Annotated in this window: 20 protein-coding genes and 1 tRNA gene; 13 read left to right on the forward strand and 8 right to left on the reverse strand. The window is 63.0% G+C overall.

Going from position 1 to position 20019, the window contains the following annotated elements; all coding sequences use genetic code 11:
• Positions 1–2: 2 nt before the first annotated feature.
• On the forward strand, positions 3–2006 hold the full coding sequence (locus AC1RQI_RS07085) for a tetratricopeptide repeat protein (protein WP_481904193.1): 2004 nt from the start codon (positions 3–5) through the stop codon (positions 2004–2006).
• On the opposite strand, the gene AC1RQI_RS07090 is transcribed toward AC1RQI_RS07085, so the two are convergent.
• Both AC1RQI_RS07090 and AC1RQI_RS07095 read right to left on the reverse strand, forming a co-directional pair.
• Positions 1991–2620: a TIGR04282 family arsenosugar biosynthesis glycosyltransferase gene (locus tag AC1RQI_RS07090; RefSeq protein ID WP_481904194.1), complete on the reverse strand. Its 630-nt coding sequence runs from the start codon at positions 2618–2620 to the stop codon at positions 1991–1993. The two genes, AC1RQI_RS07085 and AC1RQI_RS07090, sit on opposite strands and share 16 nt — an antisense overlap.
• Positions 2621–2640: 20 nt before the next feature.
• On the reverse strand, positions 2641–3321 hold the full coding sequence (locus AC1RQI_RS07095; RefSeq protein WP_481904195.1) for a TIGR04283 family arsenosugar biosynthesis glycosyltransferase: 681 nt from the start codon (positions 3319–3321) through the stop codon (positions 2641–2643).
• A gap of 104 nt (positions 3322–3425) precedes the next feature.
• On the opposite strand from AC1RQI_RS07095, the gene AC1RQI_RS07100 reads away from it, so the two are divergent.
• The 4 genes from AC1RQI_RS07100 (at position 3426) to AC1RQI_RS07115 (ending at position 5757) form a co-directional block, all read left to right on the forward strand.
• Positions 3426–3502: transfer RNA gene (locus tag AC1RQI_RS07100), tRNA-Arg, on the forward strand.
• A 207-nt stretch (positions 3503–3709) separates the two neighbouring features.
• Positions 3710–4156 (forward strand): NUDIX hydrolase, encoded by a 447-nt coding sequence (locus AC1RQI_RS07105; protein ID WP_416634164.1) that lies wholly within the window; start codon positions 3710–3712, stop codon positions 4154–4156.
• Between the two features lie 6 nt (positions 4157–4162).
• A complete protein-coding gene (gene thiD, locus AC1RQI_RS07110) occupies positions 4163–4972 on the forward strand; it encodes a bifunctional hydroxymethylpyrimidine kinase/phosphomethylpyrimidine kinase (RefSeq protein WP_481904196.1) in 810 nt (269 codons plus the stop codon).
• Between the two features lie 128 nt (positions 4973–5100).
• A complete protein-coding gene (locus AC1RQI_RS07115) occupies positions 5101–5757 on the forward strand; it encodes a hypothetical protein (RefSeq protein ID WP_481904197.1) in 657 nt (218 codons plus the stop codon).
• 6 nt (positions 5758–5763) lie between these two features.
• On the opposite strand, the gene AC1RQI_RS07120 is transcribed toward AC1RQI_RS07115, so the two are convergent.
• The gene (locus AC1RQI_RS07120) at positions 5764–6390 is read right to left on the reverse strand and encodes an L-threonylcarbamoyladenylate synthase (protein ID WP_416634161.1); all 627 of its coding nucleotides are present in this window, start codon (positions 6388–6390) and stop codon (positions 5764–5766) included.
• Positions 6391–6400: 10 nt separating this feature from the next.
• Positions 6401–6718: a BolA family protein gene (locus tag AC1RQI_RS07125; protein WP_416634160.1), complete on the reverse strand. Its 318-nt coding sequence runs from the start codon at positions 6716–6718 to the stop codon at positions 6401–6403.
• A gap of 71 nt (positions 6719–6789) precedes the next feature.
• On the opposite strand from AC1RQI_RS07125, the gene AC1RQI_RS07130 reads away from it, so the two are divergent.
• The 7 genes from AC1RQI_RS07130 (at position 6790) to AC1RQI_RS07160 (ending at position 15644) form a co-directional block, all read left to right on the forward strand.
• Positions 6790–8949 carry a DNA topoisomerase III gene (locus AC1RQI_RS07130; protein WP_481904198.1) on the forward strand — a complete coding sequence of 720 codons (2160 nt, stop codon included), beginning with the start codon at positions 6790–6792 and terminating at the stop codon, positions 8947–8949.
• Positions 8950–9125: 176 nt separating this feature from the next.
• Entirely contained in the window at positions 9126–9827 is a 702-nt protein-coding gene (locus AC1RQI_RS07135; protein ID WP_416634158.1) for a response regulator transcription factor, read from the forward strand.
• 16 nt (positions 9828–9843) lie between these two features.
• Positions 9844–11505: a FecR domain-containing protein gene (locus AC1RQI_RS07140; RefSeq protein WP_481904199.1), complete on the forward strand. Its 1662-nt coding sequence runs from the start codon at positions 9844–9846 to the stop codon at positions 11503–11505.
• A gap of 29 nt (positions 11506–11534) precedes the next feature.
• Positions 11535–14129 carry a CHASE2 domain-containing protein gene (locus tag AC1RQI_RS07145; protein WP_481904200.1) on the forward strand — a complete coding sequence of 865 codons (2595 nt, stop codon included), beginning with the start codon at positions 11535–11537 and terminating at the stop codon, positions 14127–14129.
• A 19-nt stretch (positions 14130–14148) separates the two neighbouring features.
• Complete coding sequence (locus AC1RQI_RS07150) at positions 14149–14658, forward strand: N-acetyltransferase family protein (RefSeq protein ID WP_481904201.1); 510 nt, start codon at positions 14149–14151, stop codon at positions 14656–14658.
• A gap of 169 nt (positions 14659–14827) precedes the next feature.
• Positions 14828–15169, forward strand: a complete 342-nt coding sequence (locus AC1RQI_RS07155; RefSeq protein ID WP_481904202.1) for a hypothetical protein — start codon at positions 14828–14830, stop codon at positions 15167–15169.
• Between the two features lie 34 nt (positions 15170–15203).
• Entirely contained in the window at positions 15204–15644 is a 441-nt protein-coding gene (locus AC1RQI_RS07160; protein ID WP_481904203.1) for a VOC family protein, read from the forward strand.
• Here the strand turns inward: AC1RQI_RS07160 and eda are convergent, their stop codons facing one another.
• Positions 15645–16298, reverse strand: a complete 654-nt coding sequence (eda, locus tag AC1RQI_RS07165) for a bifunctional 4-hydroxy-2-oxoglutarate aldolase/2-dehydro-3-deoxy-phosphogluconate aldolase (protein WP_481904204.1) — start codon at positions 16296–16298, stop codon at positions 15645–15647.
• 270 nt (positions 16299–16568) lie between these two features.
• Here eda and nudE point away from each other — a divergent pair, with 270 nt between their 5' ends.
• On the forward strand, positions 16569–17132 hold the full coding sequence (gene nudE, locus AC1RQI_RS07170) for an ADP compounds hydrolase NudE (protein WP_416634151.1): 564 nt from the start codon (positions 16569–16571) through the stop codon (positions 17130–17132).
• On the opposite strand, the gene AC1RQI_RS07175 is transcribed toward nudE, so the two are convergent.
• The 3 genes from AC1RQI_RS07175 to AC1RQI_RS07185 all read right to left on the reverse strand — a co-directional run bounded on the left by AC1RQI_RS07175 (position 17120) and on the right by AC1RQI_RS07185 (position 19974).
• Entirely contained in the window at positions 17120–17791 is a 672-nt protein-coding gene (locus AC1RQI_RS07175; protein WP_481904205.1) for a glutathione S-transferase, read from the reverse strand. The genes nudE and AC1RQI_RS07175 overlap by 13 nt on opposite strands.
• 250 nt (positions 17792–18041) lie before the next feature.
• Entirely contained in the window at positions 18042–19145 is a 1104-nt protein-coding gene (locus AC1RQI_RS07180; RefSeq protein WP_481904206.1) for a hypothetical protein, read from the reverse strand.
• A 4-nt stretch (positions 19146–19149) separates the two neighbouring features.
• Positions 19150–19974, reverse strand: a complete 825-nt coding sequence (locus AC1RQI_RS07185; RefSeq protein WP_481904207.1) for a hypothetical protein — start codon at positions 19972–19974, stop codon at positions 19150–19152.
• Positions 19975–20019 lie beyond the last annotated feature (45 nt).

Raw genomic sequence — 20019 nt, forward strand, 5'->3', positions numbered from 1 at the left:
ACATGCAGGCGCAGACCCAACTGAAAGAGGTAACCCGCGAACAGGAAGCGGCCCTGGCTCGACGCCTGCTGCAGGCGAACGAGCTCTACCGCTTCGCCAACAGCCCGGATACGGAGCCAGGCATGCGCGGGCACGCCCGCCAGCAGGTGCGTGAGGCACTCGATGTCGTTCTGACTGCGCAGCCAGAACACCCTGAGGCGTTGAACCTGTTGGGTCGCGTTGCCATGGATGAGGGCCAGCTCGCCCAGGCGGCTGAGTTGCTGGAGCGCGCCCGCGTTGCGGCGCCAGCCTCGGGCCAGGTGTTGGCCAACCTCGGGTATCTGGCCCTGCTTCGGGAAGAGCCTGAGCAGGCCGAGGCGCTGTTCGATAAAGCGCTCACCCAGGACCGCCAGTCCGCCCCCGCCTTCGCCGGCAAGGCCCACGCTCTGCGTCAGCAGCAACGGTTTGACCAGGCCTACCTTCACTATCGCTGCCTGCTGGATTGCAACCGCAACTGGGACTCGGTCTACGCCGGCATGCTTGAATGCGCCCGTCACCTGGATATCCAGAGGGCCGATTCAGCCCTGGCACACGACGCCATCCGCCTCCTTTCCCATCCGGGACTGCCCCACCAGGAGCTGAGCCGTTTCGTCACCCGCCTGTTACGCCAGCAATATGCGGCGGATATAGAAGCCGGAGACTGGTTGCTGGATACCATCTGCACGGATGAGCTTCTGCTGCTGGCGCTGGAAACCACCCTGCTGGTGGACCCGGACCTGGAAAAACTGATTACCCGCGCCCGCCACGCCCTTCTGATGGAGGTGCGGGACACCGGCGAGCTCTACGAATCGCGCCAGCGCCTGGCCATGGCGCTGAGCCGTTACGCCAACCGTACCGGCTTTGCGCAAATGGTCACGGAGGAAGAAGAGGCTTTTTTACGAGAGCTGGATGCCAATCTCAAGGTGGAACTCCGTGACCCGTTCCAGCCGGAAGAGGTCGCTGCCGGGCTGATCCTGCGCAGCCTCTACGGCGCGCTTTTCCATCAGCCTTACGCCCAGCACATCGGCCGGTTCACGCTAGAGGACTGGCCGCAAGGCATGCAGCCCCTGATGGCGGAAAGCTACTACCACAAGGCGGAAGAAGAAGCCTACAAGCAGCAGTTCCAGGAGAAACAGGACGAGCTGGCGCTGGCCCGCGAAGACCTGCCTCATGCCTGGCCCTGCTGGCATAACCTGCGTCTTCACCATGCCCAGCCGCTCAAGCAGGAACTGGCGCAAAGCCTTGGCATCGATACCAGTACCTGGCCGGAGACCGTACGCATCCTGGTGATCGGCGCCGGTTCGGGCCAGCATGCCATGGAGCTGGCGCACTACTTCACGGACGTGGAAGTGGTTGCGGTGGACGAGAACCTGGCCGGATTGGCTCACGGCAACCGCCTTGCGCGGGAGAAAGACCTGCAGAACATGGTCTTCTGGCCCTACTCACTAGCCACCCGCTTCATCCAGGACGGCAATCAGGTGCAGATGGTGGAGATCCGCCAGCTGCCCTCGGAAACCCACGAAGGCACACCGATCAAGACACTTGCCCAACAAGCGCTGGACAGCGGCGGGCTGTTGCACATCCATACCGGCGAGCATGGTGCCAGCCGCGTGGACGTGGCCCTGCGGCGCATGATGGAACGGCATAAGCTGCAACCGACGACGGAAACGTTACGCCGCCTTCGCCGGATGATCCTGAACAACCCGAAACATCAAGCGTATCAGGAGCTCCTCAACGAGCCGGATTTCTACGCCACCGCCGGCTGCCGCAAGCGCTGGTTCTTCCCGGAAGACATCAGCCAGCTGGATGCGCTGATGGACAACCTGAGCAGCGAGGTGGACTGGAAGCTGTTGCGCGCCCGGGATACGGACGGCGCCAACCTGGCCACTGCCCCCGTGGTCAAACAACTCCAGGCCCAGGCCTTCGGCACGGGGGCCCAGAGCCTGGTGGGCCAGGGGCTGAGCCTTTACTTTCAGCGCAGGCGCTGAAAGCGGGTCCAGTCCTCGGGTTCGTCAACATCCCACAACGCCTCCAGGCACACCACCTGGAGGCCTTTCTGGTTAAGGGCCTCAAGGGACTGCTCCAACGCCTGCTCACTGCCCCAGGCAGGCCCATCCAGCATGCCCGGGACCGTCCGCCGGGCACCAATGAGGACAAAACCGCCATCATCAGAGGGACCGAGCACCACATCGGCTGTCTCCAATGCCTGTGCCGCCCTGTGAACGTAATCCGGCGTTACCGCTGGGCAATCACTGCCCACCACCAGGCCTGCGCCCACGGTCGTAATGGCTTCGTCCAGAGCGTGGGTCATGCGTTCGCCCAGATCGGCGCCTTGCTGAACCCGTTGCGGGATTCCGCCTTTGCGCAGGCGCAACAGGATGCCCTCGGCCTCAGTGGGTGTTTCCGTCATCTCCCTGTCCCACCAGAACGTCAACGGATAACCGCTATCCATCAGGTTCCGGAGCACAGTATCAGTCAGCACTAGATGGGCCTCCAGTGCCTTATGTTCGCCCAGCTCAGCAGCAAGCCGTGTTTTGACCTGCCCTTTACGGGGCCATTTGGCAAACTGAATCAACGCGGGCGGATACTGCATTACTGTCATTCCCTGTCCTGTTCCAGATATCAGCGGCGGTAATGCCGCGCCAGCACTGCCGGAGATTCCCCCCGCCAGTAGGCCCAGCGCAGCCGCCACATCAGAACGATCGTCCGCCAGGCCCCATTCACCTCCCAACGCCGGCTGTCAGTAACGACCGGCGCCGGTATGCAAAAGGGTCGGCCATGACGCCGCAGGCTCTTGCACAGCGCCACATCCTCCATCAGCGGAATAGGCGCATACCCGCCCACCTGCTCAAAGAGGCTCCGGCGCACAAAAAGGGCCTGATCCCCCGTGGCCACACCGGTAAGCCTGGAACGGCGGTTCATGAACCAGCCAATCACCCGGAAGAGAGGCCGTTGCCCGGACAGACGCACATCGAACCATCCCCAAAGCCGCTCACTGGCGGCAAACCGCTCAAGCCATGGCAGCGCCTTGCCAGGCAGCCGGGTATCCGCGTGCAGGAAAAGCAGCAGATCGCCGGCTGCCGCCGCCGCGCCGGCATTCATCTGGTTTGCCCGCCCCGCTGGGGCATCAAGCCACTGGTCGTACAGCGCACCAGCCGCTTGCCGGGTACCATCCGAACTGCCCCCGTCTGCCAGGACCACGTCGCACCCGGCGCGACGCAATGGCTGCAAAGCTTCCAGCGTTGCTGTAATGCCTGCCGCTTCGTTCAACACCGGTATGATGATGGAAAGCCGCAACCACACCCCCAGTACCGAGGAAAGACCAGCAGTCTAAGCCGGCCCAGAGGTCTGGAACAACAACCGGATTTGATGCCGGCGGCAGAGCCCGCTACCATACGCCCTTCTCCGCCCCTGTAGCTCAGTCGGATAGAGCATCCGCCTCCTAAGCGGAAGGTCGCAGGTTCGAATCCTGCCAGGGGCACCATCCAATCGGAAGGCCACAACAACCCAACGACGCAACCGCCTCGGGGCTCGCCTACGCGGTTCATCCGTTGCCGGCCATCAGACGCAAAGAGAGTGGCAGTCGCTTCAATCTTTGAGGTAGCATCCGTTGAGATGACATTCTTTTGTGCTGGAGCAGACCGGACTGACTGCATAATCAGAGCCCTGCCCCAGCAAAGCGAGTGACAAGATGGATATGACTTCCACAGCGCCAGTGCCTGCAACCATTTCCGCACTGGTTGACGGCAACGCATGCCTGCTGGTGCGTCGAGCCAATCCCCCGGACGCAGGGCGCTGGGGCTTCCCTGGGGGCAAAATCGAGCCGGGAGAAAGCATCCATGACGCCGCAGTACGGGAACTGCGCGAGGAGACTGGCTTGAGCGCACGCGCAGGCCAGGTTTTTTCGGCCGTCGACGTGTTTGATCATGATGAACAGGGGGCGCTGCGCCGTCATTTCGTCTTGATTGCTGTCTTATGCCATGACGCTAATGGGACCCTGGCCGCGGGTGGCGACGCGCTGGAAGCACGCTGGTTCGACCTCGCCGAGCTAGACGCAGCCGCACTGGCCACCAGCTTCGGCGTCGCGGATGTCGCGCGCCGTGCAACTCAACTCTCGGCCACAACGGAAGGAGAATAACCAACCATGGTCGCCAACGTGCTCAGCATTGCCGGAACCGACCCCTCGGGCGGGGCTGGCCTGCAAGCTGATATAAAGACCTTCTCCGCCCTCGGTACTTACGGTATGGGCGTTGTCACCGCCGTTGTGGCGCAAAACACCCAGGGCGTGCGGGGGTTCCAGCCACTGGACCCGGATTTCGTGGGCCAGCAGCTGGATGCGGTAATGGACGATGTGCGGGTGGATGCCGTCAAGATCGGGATGGTGGCCAATGCCGGCATCATCCGGGCCCTGGCCGAGCGCATCGACCGCTACTCAATCCGCAACGTTGTTCTGGACCCGGTAATGGCCGCCAAGAGTGGCGATACACTGCTGGCTGCGGATGCGATCAATGCCGTAAGGAACGAACTGGTCCCACGCGCAACCATCATCACGCCCAACCTGCCAGAGGCCGACCTGCTGCTTGATTGCACGCCCGCGGGCACGCATGAACAGATGGCCGAGCGGGCTGTTGAACTGCATGCGCTGGGCCCTTCCTGGGTGCTTCTCAAGGGCGGGCATATGGCCGGTGCCGACAGCGTGGACTTCCTCTACGGCGGCCATGAAGCGCCACAGCGCCTGGCCGCGCCGCGTGTTGATACGCACAATGATCATGGCACAGGCTGCACATTATCCTCGGCGATTGCCGCACTGCTGCCGAGCCTGTCAGTGCCCGACGCCACCGCTCGCGCCAAGCACTACCTCTCACAGGCGCTGACGGCCTCGGACACACTGGACGTCGGCCATGGTCACGGCCCCGTGCACCACTTCCATCAGCTCTGGCCCCGGGAAGCGTAAGCCGCAACGCCGCCGGGGCTGCTCCCGCCCGCGCCTCGGGCAGGGTTACCTTGATCATGGCCCGAATCCTGCATCCCTCCCCCTGAACGACGGAAAACCGGCAAACCTCTGCCAGGAGTGAACCGATCATGGGTATTCTGGATGCGGCGCTGAACTTCGGTGCCCGTGCCATTCAGGGCACGGAGACCAACGGCTCGCGGGATAAGGCCACCCAGCAGCCCCCCGGGAATGAGCCCGCTGCCCGTAAGACGGCTACCTCCATTGCCGACGAGCGCGTAACCCTGGAAAAACAGGGCGGCAGCAGCGTCAGCCTGGCGGACCTGCCCATGCAGGAGTTCAAGAACGCTGTGGCGCGGGACAGTGGCTTCGTGAAGGAAACCATCGGCACCAAGCTGCAGGAACTGCAGGTGGATCTGGGGACCCGCATGGCAGTGCGGCGCAATAACCTGGGTGATATTGAGATGGACGCCCAGATCCCCCCGGAAACCCGTGAGCGCATCGAAAACGACCTCAACCAGAACCGCGCCTTCAAGGCCGCCTTCAACCGACTGAGCACGAACCAGCCCACGGTGGAATACCTGGAGAACGTCTCACGCATCTCCCAGGCTTACGGGGAGGGCAATTCCATGCTGGAGAGCCTTGTCAGCGACACCCCGGAAAACAATCGACTGCAGGACATTGCCCACCGCTACCAGGAGCTGCGCAAGCAGGTGATGAGCGATGAGGCCAATGCCGGTCAGGATCCCGCTTCAGGCTTTGAAATCCGCTTCAACCAGCCGGGCTGACCCGGCTCATTCCTGCTGGAACGGAGTCGGGTCGCCCTTGCCCTCGCGCAGCAGCTGAGGCACTTCCCCACACAGATCCACCACAGTGGTAGGCTCCCGGCCACAGTAGCCGCCCTCGATCACCAGATCCACATGGTGCTCCAGGCGCTCGCGGATCTCTTCCGCGTCGCTCATCGGCCATTCATCGTCTGGCATCAGAAGAGTGGAGCTCATAATGGGTTCGCCCATTTCCGCCACCAGCGCCTCCACGATGCGGTTATCCGGCACCCGGATGCCGATCTGACGGCGCTTGGGATGCAGCAGGCGCCGTGGAACCTCGCTGGTGGCGTCCATAATCCAGGTATAGGGCCCCGGTGTATGGGACTTGAGAAGGCGGAACTGAACATTGTCCACCTTGGCGTAAGGGCCGATATCGGAAAGATCCTTACACACCAGCGTGAAGTTGTGCTTGTCATCCAGATTCCGCAGCCACTTGATGCGCTCAGCCGCTTTCTTCTGGTCCAGTGCACACCCCAGCGCATAGGCGGAATCCGTGGGATAGGCGATGACACCGCCCTGCTTCAGGATCTCCACCGCCTGGCGCACCAGCCGGGGCTGCGGGGTCTCCGGGTGGATCTGGAAGAACTGGCTCATATCCGCCTCCTCATCCGGCCTTGGATCCGCCCATACAGGGCGGGGATTGCGGCGCCCCGCTCTCGCGGGCCTGCCATTCGTCCGGCGTGTACAGGTGCAGCGTCAGGGCGTGCACCCCCTGTTTCAACGGTTCATCCAGCGCACTGTAGACCGCCTGGTGACGGCCCACGCGACGCTTACCCTCAAACGCGTCCGCCACCATCACCACCTTGAAGTGCGTCTCAGCATTGCGTGGCACCGCATGCTGGTGGCTTTCGTTCTCCACCGATAGCACTTCCGGACTGAAATGCTCCTGGAGAAGGGATTCGATCTGGGAATGCAGCGACATGCCACCTCCGGCGTCCGCAGATTCGTTACAATGGTGAACCGAGTCTAGCACAGCGTCCGGCAGGAGCCCGAATGCGTCTCTATATTGCGGAGAAGCCATCGCTTGCCCGCGCCATTGCCACAGCCTTCACTAACAGCCCCCAGCGTCGGCAGGGCTATCTGGACTGTGGCGGTAGCGTGCGCGTGAGCTGGTGTATCGGCCACCTACTGGAGCCCATTGAGCCCGGCGATTACCGACCGGAATGGCGACGTTGGCGCATGGAGCTGCTGCCATTGATTCCGGAGCAATGGCAGCGCCGCCCCAAGGAAGACGTGCGTGACCAGTTGACGGTCCTTGAAAGGCTCAGTGCTGAAGCGCACGAGATCATCCACGCCGGCGACCCGGACCGGGAGGGCCAACTGCTCGTGGATGAAGTGCTGGAATGGTGCAACATCTGCGTGCCGGTGCGGCGGGTCCTGATCAACGACCTCAACCCGCCAGCCGTACGCCAGGCCCTGGAGGCGGAAACCAGTAACCGGCGTTTTGCCCCGCTCAAGGCCTCGGCCGAAGCCCGCCAGCGCGCGGACTGGCTCTACGGCATCAACCTGAGTCGGGCCTACACCCTCCACCATCAGCAGCAGGGCAAGGAAGGCGTGTTTTCCGTCGGGCGGGTGCAGACGCCAGTCCTGGGACTCGTCGTCGCCAGAGACCGGGCGATCGAAAACTTTGAGCCCACGCCCTGGTTCCAGCTGGACGCAGCCCTGGCCCCACCGGGCAACACGGACGCCCTCTTCCGGGCACGCTGGCAGCCCGGGGAAGCGCATTCCGCCGATATCGACGAAGAAGGCCGACTCCTGAAACGCCGGCCCGCTGAGGAGGTAAAAGCCCGAATCACGGGCCAAGACGGCGAGATTACGGACGCCCGCTTCAGCGAACGCCATGAAACACCCCCATTGCCGCTGTCGCTATCAGCGCTGCAGATCACGGCTGCCAAACGCCACGGACTGGGCGCTGAACAGGTGCTGGCGGCGGCCCAGTCGCTCTACGAGCAACACCGGCTGATCACTTACCCGCGCTCGGACTGCCGTTACCTGCCTGAGGCGCACTGGGAAGACCGGCATGAACTGCTCGAAGCGATCAAGCGCAACCTGCCAGACCTGGCCCCCGCCGGCGTTCCGGAAGACCCAAGCCGCCGCGGCCGCGCCTGGGATGACCGCCGTGTAGGCGCCCACCACGCCATCATTCCAACCCGCCGGGCAATGGACCTGAAAAAACTGGGCACCAACGAGCGGGCTGTCTATGACCTGGTGGCGCGCTTCTACCTGATGCAATTTGAAGACGACGCCGTTCACCGCGAAGGCCACCTGAGCGCGCGCATTGCGGGAGAGCATTTCCGGGCGCGGGAAACAGGCCTGCTGCATGCCGGCTGGAAACGCCTGGAACCGGTACGCCGCCGCGAGGAGCAAGACAAACCCAAGGCGCCGCTACCCAGACTGGATCCCGGAACCCCGGTCCACTGCCATGAAGCACGGTGTCTGGAGAAAACCACCCGTGCCCCGATGCCATTCACGGATGCGTCCCTGCTCTCGGCCATGACCGGCATTGCGCGGTTCGTTCAGGATGAGGCACTGCGCCGGACCCTGCGCGAGACCGACGGCCTGGGCACGGAAGCCACCCGGGCGGCGATCATCCAGACACTGTTCAACCGGGACTTCCTCCACCGCGAGGGGCGATCCATCCACGCCACGACCAAGGGACGCGCCCTGATTGATGGCCTGCCGGCAGACGCAACGACCCCGGACCGGACGGCCGTATGGGAATCCAGGCTGGAAGCGATCCGCCAGGGCGAGGGGCAGACGGAAGACTTCCTGGCCCAGCTCACGGAAGACATCCGCAGCCTGATCGAGCCGGCCCGCAGCGCCTTCGTACTCCCTGAGCCGGAACAGACCGGGATCCACTGCCCCCGTTGCCGTGCCCCAATGCGCCGGCGCAGCGGCCCTTATGGCGAGTTCTGGTCCTGTTCGCGTTTCCCCCAGTGCAAGGGCACCCGGCGTATTGCGGAGGAGCCGGAAACCCCACCAGAACCGAGCGACGATGGCATGGACCAGCCCCCGGTTCCCTGCCCCCACTGTTACGCGCCGCTGGTGCGCCGAAACGGGCCCAAGGGGCCTTTCTGGGGCTGCAGCCGCTATCCGGGGTGCCGCACCACAGTGCCGGACAATAACGGCGCCCCCAACACCAAGGCTGTTTAACACGGTTTCAGAAAATCACGCTACCGCCTTGAGACAGCAGACAGGTTGTTCCATGTTACCCTTTACAACATTTCAACAACTGCACCACGGGGTTGACCTGTGGAACGCTGTTCAGTAACCGACCTTGCAACGGGGCTGCAGCAGCGTCTGGATCACTGAAAGAGCCGGAGGCCCCAATGCGTATTGCATTGCTGGAGGATGAACAAGAACAGGCGGAAAGCATCGCGGAACTGCTCGCGGAAGATGAGAAACAGTGTGACTGCTTCGCCACCGGACAAGCGTTTCTCAGCGCCGTCAACCACAAGAGTTATGACCTGCTGATTCTTGACTGGCAGATTCCCGACATCGACGGGATTGAAGTCCTCCGGCAGGTCCGGCTCAATCTGGACTGGCCCATTCCGGTACTGTTTGTCACACAACGGGACAGTGAGCAGGACATCATCCAGGCACTGGACGCCGGTGCGGACGACTACCTCGCCAAACCGCTGCGCCCAGGTGAGCTCATGGCCCGCGTGCGGGCACTGCTGCGCCGTGTGCATCCGGAAGTGGAGAAAGAGGAGCTGGTCTTTGGGCCCTTTGTCATCGACACCACCAAACGCTCCATCCACTGCCATGGTGAGCTGATCGAGCTGACGGACAAGGATTTCGACCTGACCCTGTTTCTGTTCCAGAACCAGGGCCGGCTGCTGACGCGGGAAATGCTCCTGGAGCGTGTCTGGGGCGTATCCAGTGATATCAACACACGGACCGTGGACACACACATGAGCCGCCTGCGACGGCGGCTGGGCATCAAGCCTGAAAATGGTTACCGCATCAAGACGATCTACCAGCGCGGTTATCGCCTGGAAGCGGTCAACCAGGAGGCTGAAAGCGCCTGAAGGCGGGTCGGAATTCATGGTAAACCGGACGGAATCCATCATACCAGCACATCGCACAGAGCGCCTGAGTGCATTGCTCATAGCAGCGCTGATTGGGTCCATGATGCCGGTTAATGCCGATGTGGCACGAGGCTCGGAAAGCGCAGAACTCAGCCTGGCCCCGGCCCCTGCCGAGTCCGAGGGCGACTGGACCTACACGATCAGCCCGGATGATACCCCTGCGTCCATTGCCAAGCGCATCCTCTCTCAACGCCATAGCGCCAGCGAGCTGATGAACTACAACGGTCGGCCCAGGGACGCCTCCCTGGAACCCGGGGAAACGCTTCAGGTACCGGTGCAGTGGCTGGACAAGCGGCCCCGGCCAGCCGAGGCCATCGCCGTGCGTGGTACCGCCTGGCGAACCAACCACCCGGAAGGGACGAGAAGCCGGCTGGCCAAGGGCGACAGGCTGAACGTTGGCGATGGCGTACGCACTGCCGGCAATGGGTTTGCACGCATTGAACTGGCCAATGGCGCCCTCCTGTCCGTTGAGCCGGACTCACGGCTGCGGTTTAACCGGCTTACCCAGTACGGCCGCGGCGCCATGGCCGATACCCGCATGAACCTGAAAGAAGGCCGCATTGAAACCCGAGTCCCTGCCATGGAGGACAACGGCTCACGCTTTGAGATCCATACCCCCTCTGCCGTAGCCGCCGTCCGCGGCACCCGCTTCGGCCTGGAAAGCGGGGAGGATGGAACACTGCTGGAAGTGCGTGAGGGAGAGGTCTGGTTCGGCACGCCCCAGCAGGCCGAACCGATCCGCGAAGGCTACTCCGCACGCCTTTCGCCCGGCTCCGGCTCGGCCCCCATCATCAAGCCACTCCCGCCAGCGCCACGGATCACCTCGGCCACGGAGTCAGTCCATCAGTTGCCCATGAACGTTGCCTGGGAAGCACCAGCAAAAGTGGAACGCTTCCGCCTTGATCTTTACAGCCGCAACGGCGACTGGATCAAAAGTGAGACCGTTACCGGAAACAGCCAAGCGCTGTCCGGACTGGACAATGGCGATTACCAGCTCCGTCTTGCCAGCCTGAGCAATGGCCGCAAGGGCGGCACCGACACGCTCGAATTTGAGGTGGGTCTGCAGGCACGACCAGCACTGCTTCGAAAGCCAGCCCACGAGGCGACTGTGGAACAGGACCAGGCCCGCTTCGAGTGGACGCTGCAGGGCGACTCCGAGCAGGCCCGTGTGGAAGTCGCCCCTTCCCCCAAATTTGAGGAAACCGTTGCCGCCAGCAGCTGGGAAACAAGCGAAAGCGCCCGCCTGAGCGAGCCACTGGCGCCCGGGCGTTACTGCTGGCGCGTGGTTACCCGGGCCGGTGGTGACAGTACGGCCACCAGCGCCGTCAGCTGCTTCCAGCGCGCTGGCGAGCTGGACGCAACGCGGGTCATCAGCGCCAACACCATTGATGACCGCGTCACCCTCTATTGGCAAAGCGTGGAACAGGCCGAGGGCTACCGGCTCCAGCTCGCTGAGGACAGTCACTTCGAGCGGGTTGTTCAGGACCGCCAGCTCAGCGATACCCAAATCCAGATGCGCCTGACCCCGGGAGAACGCTATTATGTGCGGGTCAAGGGCCTGGCTCCGGACCCCATGCGCAGTAACTGGGGAGAGGTTCGCGAGATCGCCGTGGAATGAACCCCGAACCGTAAGGGACTTCCGTTAGTATGGAATCCGCCCAGCTGCTGCCCTCCCAACGCCTTGCCCGCTGGCACCTGGCTCTGCCGCTATTCGTTGTGCTGCTCCTGTTGCTCAGCACCAGCGCCAGCCAACGACTTGATTTGTGGCTCCACGATGCCTTCATCCAACGGATGCCCGTAACGCCTCCGGATGAGCTGGCCATCATCGCCATCGACGAGAAGAGCCTGGAAGCACTCGGCCGCTGGCCCTGGCCACGCCACCGTCATGCCACCCTTATCGAGCGGTTGGATAGCGCGGGGGCCGGCCCGATCGCCCTGGACATCCTGTTCACCGAACCCTCAAGCAACGGCCACGACGACCGTCGACTGGCCGAAGCCATGAGCCATCATGGCAACGTCATTCTCCCCCTGCACATCTACCCGGGGGACAACCAGAGACCCTTGAGAGAATTTCTTCCCACCGCCCGGCTAACACAGGCGGCAGCGGGACTCGGTCACGTGCATGCGGAGCTGGACAACGACGGCATCGCCAGAACCCTGTTCCGTCGCCAGGGCCTGGGCGAGGCCAAATGGCCCAGCCTGGCGGATGCCGTGGCCACCCAGGCCGGAATCCAGCCCAAGGCACCACAGGGCACGGAACAGGCCGCTCCCTATGTGAACGTGCGCAGTCATCGTGTGCATATCCCGTTTACGCAGCCAGGTGCCATTCCCCGCTTTTCCTATATTGATGTGCTCGAAGGGCGCATACCGGATGACAAGCTCACTGGCCGAACCCTTTTTGTTGGCCACACGGCGGCCGGCTTCGGGGATGTACTGCCTTCCCCCATCTCCGGCGGAGGTAATCCGCTGACGGGAGTGGAATTCCATGCCAATGCCTATGCAGCCATTGCACGGGATCGGCTCATCCACCCGGCAGCCCAGTGGCTGGCCCCCACGATCAGCATTGGGCTCATCCTGGTGATCACGCTGGCTTTCCCACGCATGCGCCCGGCACGCACCCTGTTTCTGGGCGCGACCCTGACTGTGTTCCCAATGCTGCTCAGCGCCCTGGCAATGCGCTGGCTCCAAACCTGGCTACCACCTGCCACACCGGCACTGGTAGCCGCACTCGCCTTCCCTCTCTGGACCACAGAACGCCTGGCGTTGATGAACCACTTCCTCAACCGCCAACTGGACGCCCTCGGCCCTTATGAACGCAGCGTACCCACCAGCGAGCTGGCGGATAAGGCCCCCGCCCGCCTTCTGGAGCACCTCCAGGAGCTGCTTGATGCCCGCGAGGGGTGGCTGATCACCGAGGGCCAGTGTGTGCGAGGCCACCCGTCCGTCAACACGGCATACCTGCAGCAGCCCGGCAAGTGGCAGCATGAGGCCTGTACCAGCCGCATCCAGTTCCAGCGCAATGGCGCCTGGCATGAACTGGGTTTCCTGTGGCCTGCCAGCGGGGTGGACGATGCCCGGCGCGCCTATCTGGACCGGCTTCCCCTGCATGCCGGCTTGGCCAGACCCACCATCAAGACCAGCCGGGAACGACTCTCACGCCGCATCCAGCGTGTCCATTCCGCGGCCCTGAATCTGGCTGGCGTGCGCCGTTTTATTGGGGCCGGCTTCGAGAGCATGCCCGATGGGGTCATCGTGACCGACGCCGTTGGCGTGATCGAGTTCGTCAACGGCCGGATCGCCAACTGGTTTGATACCCCCCGAGCAAGCCTGATCGGAATGCCCCTGGCCCGATTGCTCGCCGGTTCAGCGCCCGAGCCGGATACACCTGCAGCAAGCGGAGGCTGGCGCAGCCGGATTCTGTCGGTACTCACCGGGAACGGCCCGCTAACGGCGGAACTCTCCCTCAACGGGCGCACACTGCTCCTACACCTCATGCCATTCCAGCAGAACCGGTGGCGCCAACCGGGACTGATTGCCAACTTCTCCGACATCACGGACCTGCGGGAGCGCCAGCGCCAGTACCGGGAAGCCGTGGATTTCATTTCCCATGACATGCGTTCGCCGCTTGTGTCACAGCTGGCGCTGCTTGACCAGCTCCAGCGCGAAAAGCGTCATGCTGACCCGGAGACCCTGGCCCAGGTTGCCCGGCTGGCCAGGCGCAGCTACGAACTGGCGGAGGAATTCGTGCAACTCGCACGAGCCGAAGACCTGACGGCAAAACGCTTCTACGAATGCGAACTGCTCACAATTGCCGAAAATGCCGTAGACGCGGTCCAGCAACAGGCCAGGAGCCGCGACATCCACATCCGGCTGAATGGGGAAGAGGACCTGTGGCTGTTGGGCAATGCGGAACTGCTGGAGCGGGCGGTGATCAACCTGCTGACCAACGCTCTGCAATACAGCCCCGAAGCCACGGAAGTCACCGTATCGGTGGAAAAAGCTGGTGGTTATGGCATCGTCGCCGTGGCGGACCAGGGACCGGGCATCCCCCCGGAGGATCAGCCGTTGGTGTTCCAGCGCTTCCGCCGGCAACAGGACCAGGAGCTGGCTGGGACTCATGGAGCAGGCCTGGGACTGGCGTTCGTGCACACGGTGGCCGAACGCCATAGTGGCACCGTTGATCTGGCCAGCACTCCGGGCCGCGGGGCCACCTTCCGCCTCTATCTGCCACTGCGAGCGTAAAACACAGAATCGTCCGACCATGCCCCATAACGCCATCCGTTACCGGCGCCTGCGACCGGAAATGAATACCTCTTCGTTGCTGGCCCTGTACCGGCGCAGCATCGCCTCGGTGGATGATCGCCTGTACTCGCCCAGCCAGCGCCATGCCTGGGCGCAATGGGCAACGGACCCGGCGAGCGCGGATGCCCAGCTGCGCCGGGGACTAACCATAATGGCCCTGGTGGATGGCAGTGCCGTGGGCTTTGCCCAGCTCTACCCGGCGGACCTGGTGAACATGCTGTATGTGGATGACGGCTGGCAGAAACGGGGAATCGGTACCACACTGGTGACCCAGCTGGAAACAATCGCTCGCCGGCAGGGCGTTGCAACCCTGGCGACAAGGGCCAGTGACGCCTCACTGCCCCTGTTCCAGCGCCTTGGCTTTATGCCGGCCCAGCGCGAGCAAGTGGTGGCAGGCAATGGCGTTACTCTGATGCGCACTCTGATGCGGAAGCCACAGATCTGGAACATCACCACGGATGATCCTTGATTCAGCGCACAGTCCGCAGGATCGGTTGCCGGCTCCCCCTCACACCCCTGAGCAAAATGGGCTAGAGTTTGTGAGCAGCGGTTTCGGGAACACTTGGATGATCAGACAGCAAAGGCAAGTGGCGGCTAACCATTGGGGGTAGCCGGCGAATAGTGGGAGGCAAGACAGCGTGCTGCTCAAATCTCTCTGGCAACGGAGCAGACCGCAATCCGGGAAGCAAGGGTTCCGGTTGCGGGACCATACGACCTACACCGGCGACTATCATCTGGAACGCCTGAGTAAGCTGCTGCAGCTTCGCTACCAACGCCAGTTCCCCTGGAACAGTGACGACAGCATCCGGGACATGATCCACTTCGCTTCCCGAGTCCAGGACCAGGACATTCAACGGGAACTCCTTCTGTTTTACCTGAACTGCTCTCCCACCGTGCAGGAATACCTTAAAAGCGGCGGCATTGTTGACGCCGCGCATTACATCCACAATTCCAACCCCAATGGGGACGGTTCCGACTGAGTCCCACCACCACTCTTGCAACAGGAGGCATCCCATGGAATACCTGCACACCATGGTCCGCGTTAGTCACCTCGACCAATCCCTGCACTTCTACTGCGACCTGCTGGGCCTGGAGGAGGTGAGCCGGCGTGACAGCGAACGGGGCCGATTTACCCTGGTGTTCCTGTGCGCTCCCGGCGATCGGGAATCCGCGCACGCCAACCAGGCTCCCATGCTGGAGCTGACCTGGAACTGGGACCCAGAGGAATACACCGGCGGACGCAACTTCGGGCACCTGGCCTACCGGGTCGAGAACATCTACAAGCTTTGCCAGTTCCTCCAGGACAACGGCGTCACCATCAACCGCCCGCCACGCGATGGCCGCATGGCCTTTGTCCGTTCGCCGGACGGCATTTCCATTGAACTGCTGCAGAAAGGCGAGGCACTGGCCCCCCAGGAGCCCTGGGCCTCCATGGAGAACACGGGCACCTGGTGATCAATCCAGCGCCCTGATGGCCTCCATCGCAAGCTGTTCAAGCCCGGGCCAGTCCCGGGCCGCAATCCGTTGTTCCGGAACCAGCCAGGTGCCCCCGATGGCAGCCACGTTCGGCTCCGCGAGCCAGGCGGGCGCCTCCTCGCCCTTTATGCCGCCAGTGGGCACCAACCAGGCCTCGGAAAAAGGGCCCAAAAGCGAGCGCACCATGGGCAGTCCACCACCAGCTACCGCGGGAAACAGCTTGAACCCTCGGTAGCCAAGCTCAAATCCATTCAACAGTTCCGTGGGGGTGGCAATACCGGGCAACAACGGGATGCTGGCTGTCACACCGTAATGCAGGAGCGTTGACGAGGCGCCGGGGGAAACGGCGAAGTCGGCCCCGGCATCAACAGCGCCGTGGTAGTCCCCAATGGAGCGCACCGTGCCAGCGGCCAGAACCAGCTCCGGGAAGCGGCGGCGCAAACGCTGGATTGCCGGCAGGCCAGCGGCGGTCCGCAACGTGACTTCCAGGCACCGGATGCCGCCACTGACAAGGGCATCCGCCACCGGCTCCGCATCCGTCTCCTCATCCAGAGTCAGGATCGGCACTACCCGGGCACGGCGCAGCCAGCGCTCAAGATCGTGCTGGTGGTGGCTGGCGCCGTCACTATACATGTCAGGGGCTCCACAAAACGTTGAGAGAGGCCGAAAGCAATCGCAACCACGGGGTATTGTCGCCAATTCGCGACGTCCGCCTCAATCCGTTCCAGCAAAATCCACTCCCAATCCAGCGCACACCGGGCAAGCCATGCAACCCCCAAAGTCACCGGGTCACCACGCAGGTGCTACCAGGGCATGTCTCGATTGTGGATCAAGGTTTTGCGCCCTGCTGCCATTCCAGCCAGACTATTGTCCTCACCATCGCACACAACAGGCTTTGATACCATGGAAAACAAGCCCGAGATACTGGATACCCGGCTGGTGGCTCGAAGCCGCCTTTTCGGGATTGAGGCAGTACACCTGCGTTTCAGTAATGGCACCGAATGCCAGTTCGAACGCCTGCGCACCCCACCCATCGCCGGCGTGATGTGCGTGCCATTGCTGGACGACGACACCGTGGTGCTGATCCGCGAATACGGCGCGGGTACGGAGGAATATCACATCACCCTGCCCAAAGGGGGCTGCGAACATGCCGAGGACTGGCGTGAGACCGCTAACCGCGAGCTTCAGGAGGAAGCCGGCTATCGCGCGGAACACCTTGCCCGACTCAAGGACATGACCCTTTCACCAGGCTACATGGGGCATCACATCCGGGTGATCTTGGCTGAAGGGCTTACCGGGTCCAGCCTCCCCGGCGATGAGCCGGAGCCACTGGAGGTGTTCACCTGGAACCTGTCCCGTCTGGACGAGCTCGTCGCCCGTGAAGACATGAACGAGGCCCGGGTGATCGCGGCCCTGTACATGGTCAAGGACCTGAAACAGGGCGGCAGCCCGGTTCAACAGGCGTAAGCGTACTCGCCGCCCGCCTCCAGCGCCCGGCGATAGGCGGGGCGTTGCTGGTACTGAGCCACATGCCGGGCAATGTTGGGGTAGCGCCGACCCGCCAACCCGGAAGCCACAATCGCCTCAAGCGGAAAGCTCATCTGGATGTCTGCCGCGGTCAGGCGTTCCTCAACAAACCACTCGTGGCGCGCCAGATGATCCTCCACGAAATCCAGGTGCGAAGCAATCAACGGGCCCAGGAACATCCTGTGGGTTTTGTCCGCAATGCGTTTAGCCACCGGCCGGGCGAAAAACGGCATGGGCCCGGTACGCACCTTTTCAAACACCAGCCGCATGACCAGTGGCGGCATGAGCGAGCCTTCCGCATAATGCATCCAGAAGGTCCAGTCCAGGAAGCCCGCGCTTCCTTCTTCCACCAATAGACGCCGCTGCGGATCCTTGCGGGCCAGGTAATCAACAATGGCCCCGGATTCCGCAATCACCCTTCCATCATCTTCAATCACCGGCGACTTACCCAGCGAATGAACCCGTTTAAGGCTCTCCGGAGCCAGACTGGTTTTGGGGTCCCGTTGGTGATGCTCAATCCGGTAATCCATACCCAGCTCCTCCAGCATCCAGAGGATTCGTTGGGATCTCGAGTTATTGAGGTGATGCAGAGTGATCATGGTGCTTCCTGATTGCAGACGATTGATGCCCGGACTTACGAACACCACAAAACGCCGGATCAACGGATTCCGACCAACGTCTAATTGCGGCCATCCCTTACGCGACGCAGGCTCACCTGTAACGGAACCCGCAGCCGTGGTTCCGGAACGAGCCGTGCAAACGCTCTGCCTCAAAGGAGACATCATAAGCAACGGCGAGATGCACAGGCTGCAGTTCACCGCCCAGCTTGGGTTCTGAGCCAGCGCCCGTTCACCCTTGCTCTGCTGGGCCGCCACCTTCTGTGGCGGCCCTTTTGATGGTATCCAGCGGCGTCAGCGTATTGTGGATACGAGCACGCTGGCGAGCATTCAACGCCACCAGTCGGTCAACCAAGGCCCGCGAAAGCTGACGTTTCAGATCCTGTTGCACGTCATCCAGCCCAGCCCTTAGGCGCCGCTCCAGCTTGCCCCGGTTGGCCCACTCACCCGCCTCAATCATGGCCCAATCGATACTGATCCAGGCAACGGTTCCGGTCACAAGACCACACCCCACTGCTACCGGGCCAGAGACACTGCACACACCTGCTCCCGCCAGAGCAGCCGATCCCGCCCTTGAGGCCAAACGGCCCGCTCCCCGGGCAGCCGCAACACGGCCACCGGACGCCACCGCCGCCCGGGTCGCCGCACGCCATACCAACGTCCCTGTCGCCACACCACCCATACTGCTCAACGCAAGGCGATTCCCAAGCCTGCGCCTTTCCCCCGCCACGGCGACCTGCGACAACGCCGCCTGGTCGAGCACCCGCTCGTTCTCCTCGTCACGATGGCGCAAAGGGGGTGGCACTTCGTAGTCCCGCAGCGCTACCCTCATCATACGTCGCCATCCCCCCTGGGTCCGTCGCGCCCACCGGCCAGCATCCACCGCAAGCTTACGTTCAAGCGCGCCAAGGCGGTGACGGAAGTTCGTGGCTTCAAACAACAACGCTTGCGTCTTGGCCGCCACGCGCCGGCGAGTCTCAAGCCCCAACGTTGCCAGCGCCCAGCCTCCCAGACGCGTGTATTCGCCACGCAGGCTGTAATACCAGTCCAGGAATGCCGGAACCCGGGCCTCCACGGGGCGGAAAAGCCCGTCTACCCCCTCCTCCAGACGCCGACCAAGCGCCGCCTGTGCCAACTCCGCACCCTGGCGGAACCAGATGTCCGAACGGGCATGGAGCTCAGGCAGCCGGGAAGCCGGCACACGATAGTGAGAGCCCTCCAGTTCCAGATGAACCCGGGGCTCAGGCGGGGCCTGGCGCTGCTGAAACGTGCCAAAGCAGTACCAGCCAGTGACCAGCAGGGCAAAAGCTAACAGCGTACTCAGGACTTCTTTCATACGTTTACCGCTGCCCATCATGGAGACTCCCCGCCAGGACACCATTAAACACCACAAGCAGCGACATCACGAACAGGCTCTGGCGCACCAGTACCGACAACCATACCCCGCCCCGGACCCAGTGTGACAGCTCCAGCGCCGAGACTTGGTGCGCCGCCCACTGTTCAAGGCCATGCCAGAGCGCAAGCCACTGGGCTGCTCGTTCAACAACAGCACTTACGGCCACCTCCTGATCGGCAGCATGCCAGAGCGCCTGCTCAAGACTTGCATCACGGAAATCCGGTTGGGGCTGCACCAGTGCCCAGGCCACCAGGCACGGGACCAGTACGGCCGCCGTCCACAATTGCCCCAGCCGTGCCACCAGTTCCGGCCGGTAGCCCGGCGCCACATGCCACCAGACCACCTGCTCCGTTTTCATGCGGCCCCATACGAACAGCAATACAGCCACCAGCATGAGTCGCCAGAACACGGGCTCGCCCCCAACGCGTACAACGCTCGCCAGCAGAACCGCCGATAAGACACCAGCCTTCACCAGCTGGCTGAAAAATAGCAAGGGGCCACCCCGCAACCACTGGTTCCAGGGACTCTCCGGATCAAGATAGGCATGGCGCCAGGCACGGCGCCGGATCCGCGCCCGCCGGAACAGGCCGCGGGCCATCACCAACGCTACCCCGGCCCAAACTGCGACGACCCATACATCGCCAAGCACCCGGCCCAGACGCATAAACCACCATAGGGCAAACAAGCCGCCAAGCAGCATCACCATATGGCCCGCGATTCGGCGTCGCTCCGGGGCTACCGGCCATGGGGAATGTACGGTCACCTTCATAACCGCATTCTGGCACAGCCTGAACGGATTCAGCTTGAACATTTT

It is taken from the genome of Salicola sp. AFF1 (genome assembly GCF_056783195.1).

What these genes read in the sequence shown, in the direction of transcription:
- AC1RQI_RS07085 (WP_481904193.1), top strand. Translation starts at nt 3, where the DNA reads ATGCAGGCGCAGACCCAACTGAAAGAGGTAACCCGCGAACAGGAAGCG.
- AC1RQI_RS07090 (WP_481904194.1), bottom strand. Translation starts at nt 2,620, where the DNA reads ATGACAGTAATGCAGTATCCGCCCGCGTTGATTCAGTTTGCCAAATGG.
- AC1RQI_RS07105 (WP_416634164.1), top strand. Translation starts at nt 3,710, where the DNA reads ATGGATATGACTTCCACAGCGCCAGTGCCTGCAACCATTTCCGCACTG.
- thiD (WP_481904196.1), top strand. Translation starts at nt 4,163, where the DNA reads ATGGTCGCCAACGTGCTCAGCATTGCCGGAACCGACCCCTCGGGCGGG.
- AC1RQI_RS07115 (WP_481904197.1), top strand. Translation starts at nt 5,101, where the DNA reads ATGGGTATTCTGGATGCGGCGCTGAACTTCGGTGCCCGTGCCATTCAG.
- AC1RQI_RS07120 (WP_416634161.1), bottom strand. Translation starts at nt 6,390, where the DNA reads ATGAGCCAGTTCTTCCAGATCCACCCGGAGACCCCGCAGCCCCGGCTG.
- AC1RQI_RS07125 (WP_416634160.1), bottom strand. Translation starts at nt 6,718, where the DNA reads ATGTCGCTGCATTCCCAGATCGAATCCCTTCTCCAGGAGCATTTCAGT.
- AC1RQI_RS07130 (WP_481904198.1), top strand. Translation starts at nt 6,790, where the DNA reads ATGCGTCTCTATATTGCGGAGAAGCCATCGCTTGCCCGCGCCATTGCC.
- AC1RQI_RS07135 (WP_416634158.1), top strand. Translation starts at nt 9,126, where the DNA reads ATGCGTATTGCATTGCTGGAGGATGAACAAGAACAGGCGGAAAGCATC.
- AC1RQI_RS07140 (WP_481904199.1), top strand. Translation starts at nt 9,844, where the DNA reads ATGGTAAACCGGACGGAATCCATCATACCAGCACATCGCACAGAGCGC.
- AC1RQI_RS07145 (WP_481904200.1), top strand. Translation starts at nt 11,535, where the DNA reads ATGGAATCCGCCCAGCTGCTGCCCTCCCAACGCCTTGCCCGCTGGCAC.
- AC1RQI_RS07150 (WP_481904201.1), top strand. Translation starts at nt 14,149, where the DNA reads ATGCCCCATAACGCCATCCGTTACCGGCGCCTGCGACCGGAAATGAAT.
- AC1RQI_RS07160 (WP_481904203.1), top strand. Translation starts at nt 15,204, where the DNA reads ATGGAATACCTGCACACCATGGTCCGCGTTAGTCACCTCGACCAATCC.
- eda (WP_481904204.1), bottom strand. Translation starts at nt 16,298, where the DNA reads ATGTATAGTGACGGCGCCAGCCACCACCAGCACGATCTTGAGCGCTGG.
- nudE (WP_416634151.1), top strand. Translation starts at nt 16,569, where the DNA reads ATGGAAAACAAGCCCGAGATACTGGATACCCGGCTGGTGGCTCGAAGC.
- AC1RQI_RS07175 (WP_481904205.1), bottom strand. Translation starts at nt 17,791, where the DNA reads ATGATCACTCTGCATCACCTCAATAACTCGAGATCCCAACGAATCCTC.
- AC1RQI_RS07180 (WP_481904206.1), bottom strand. Translation starts at nt 19,145, where the DNA reads ATGAAAGAAGTCCTGAGTACGCTGTTAGCTTTTGCCCTGCTGGTCACT.
- AC1RQI_RS07185 (WP_481904207.1), bottom strand. Translation starts at nt 19,974, where the DNA reads ATGAAGGTGACCGTACATTCCCCATGGCCGGTAGCCCCGGAGCGACGC.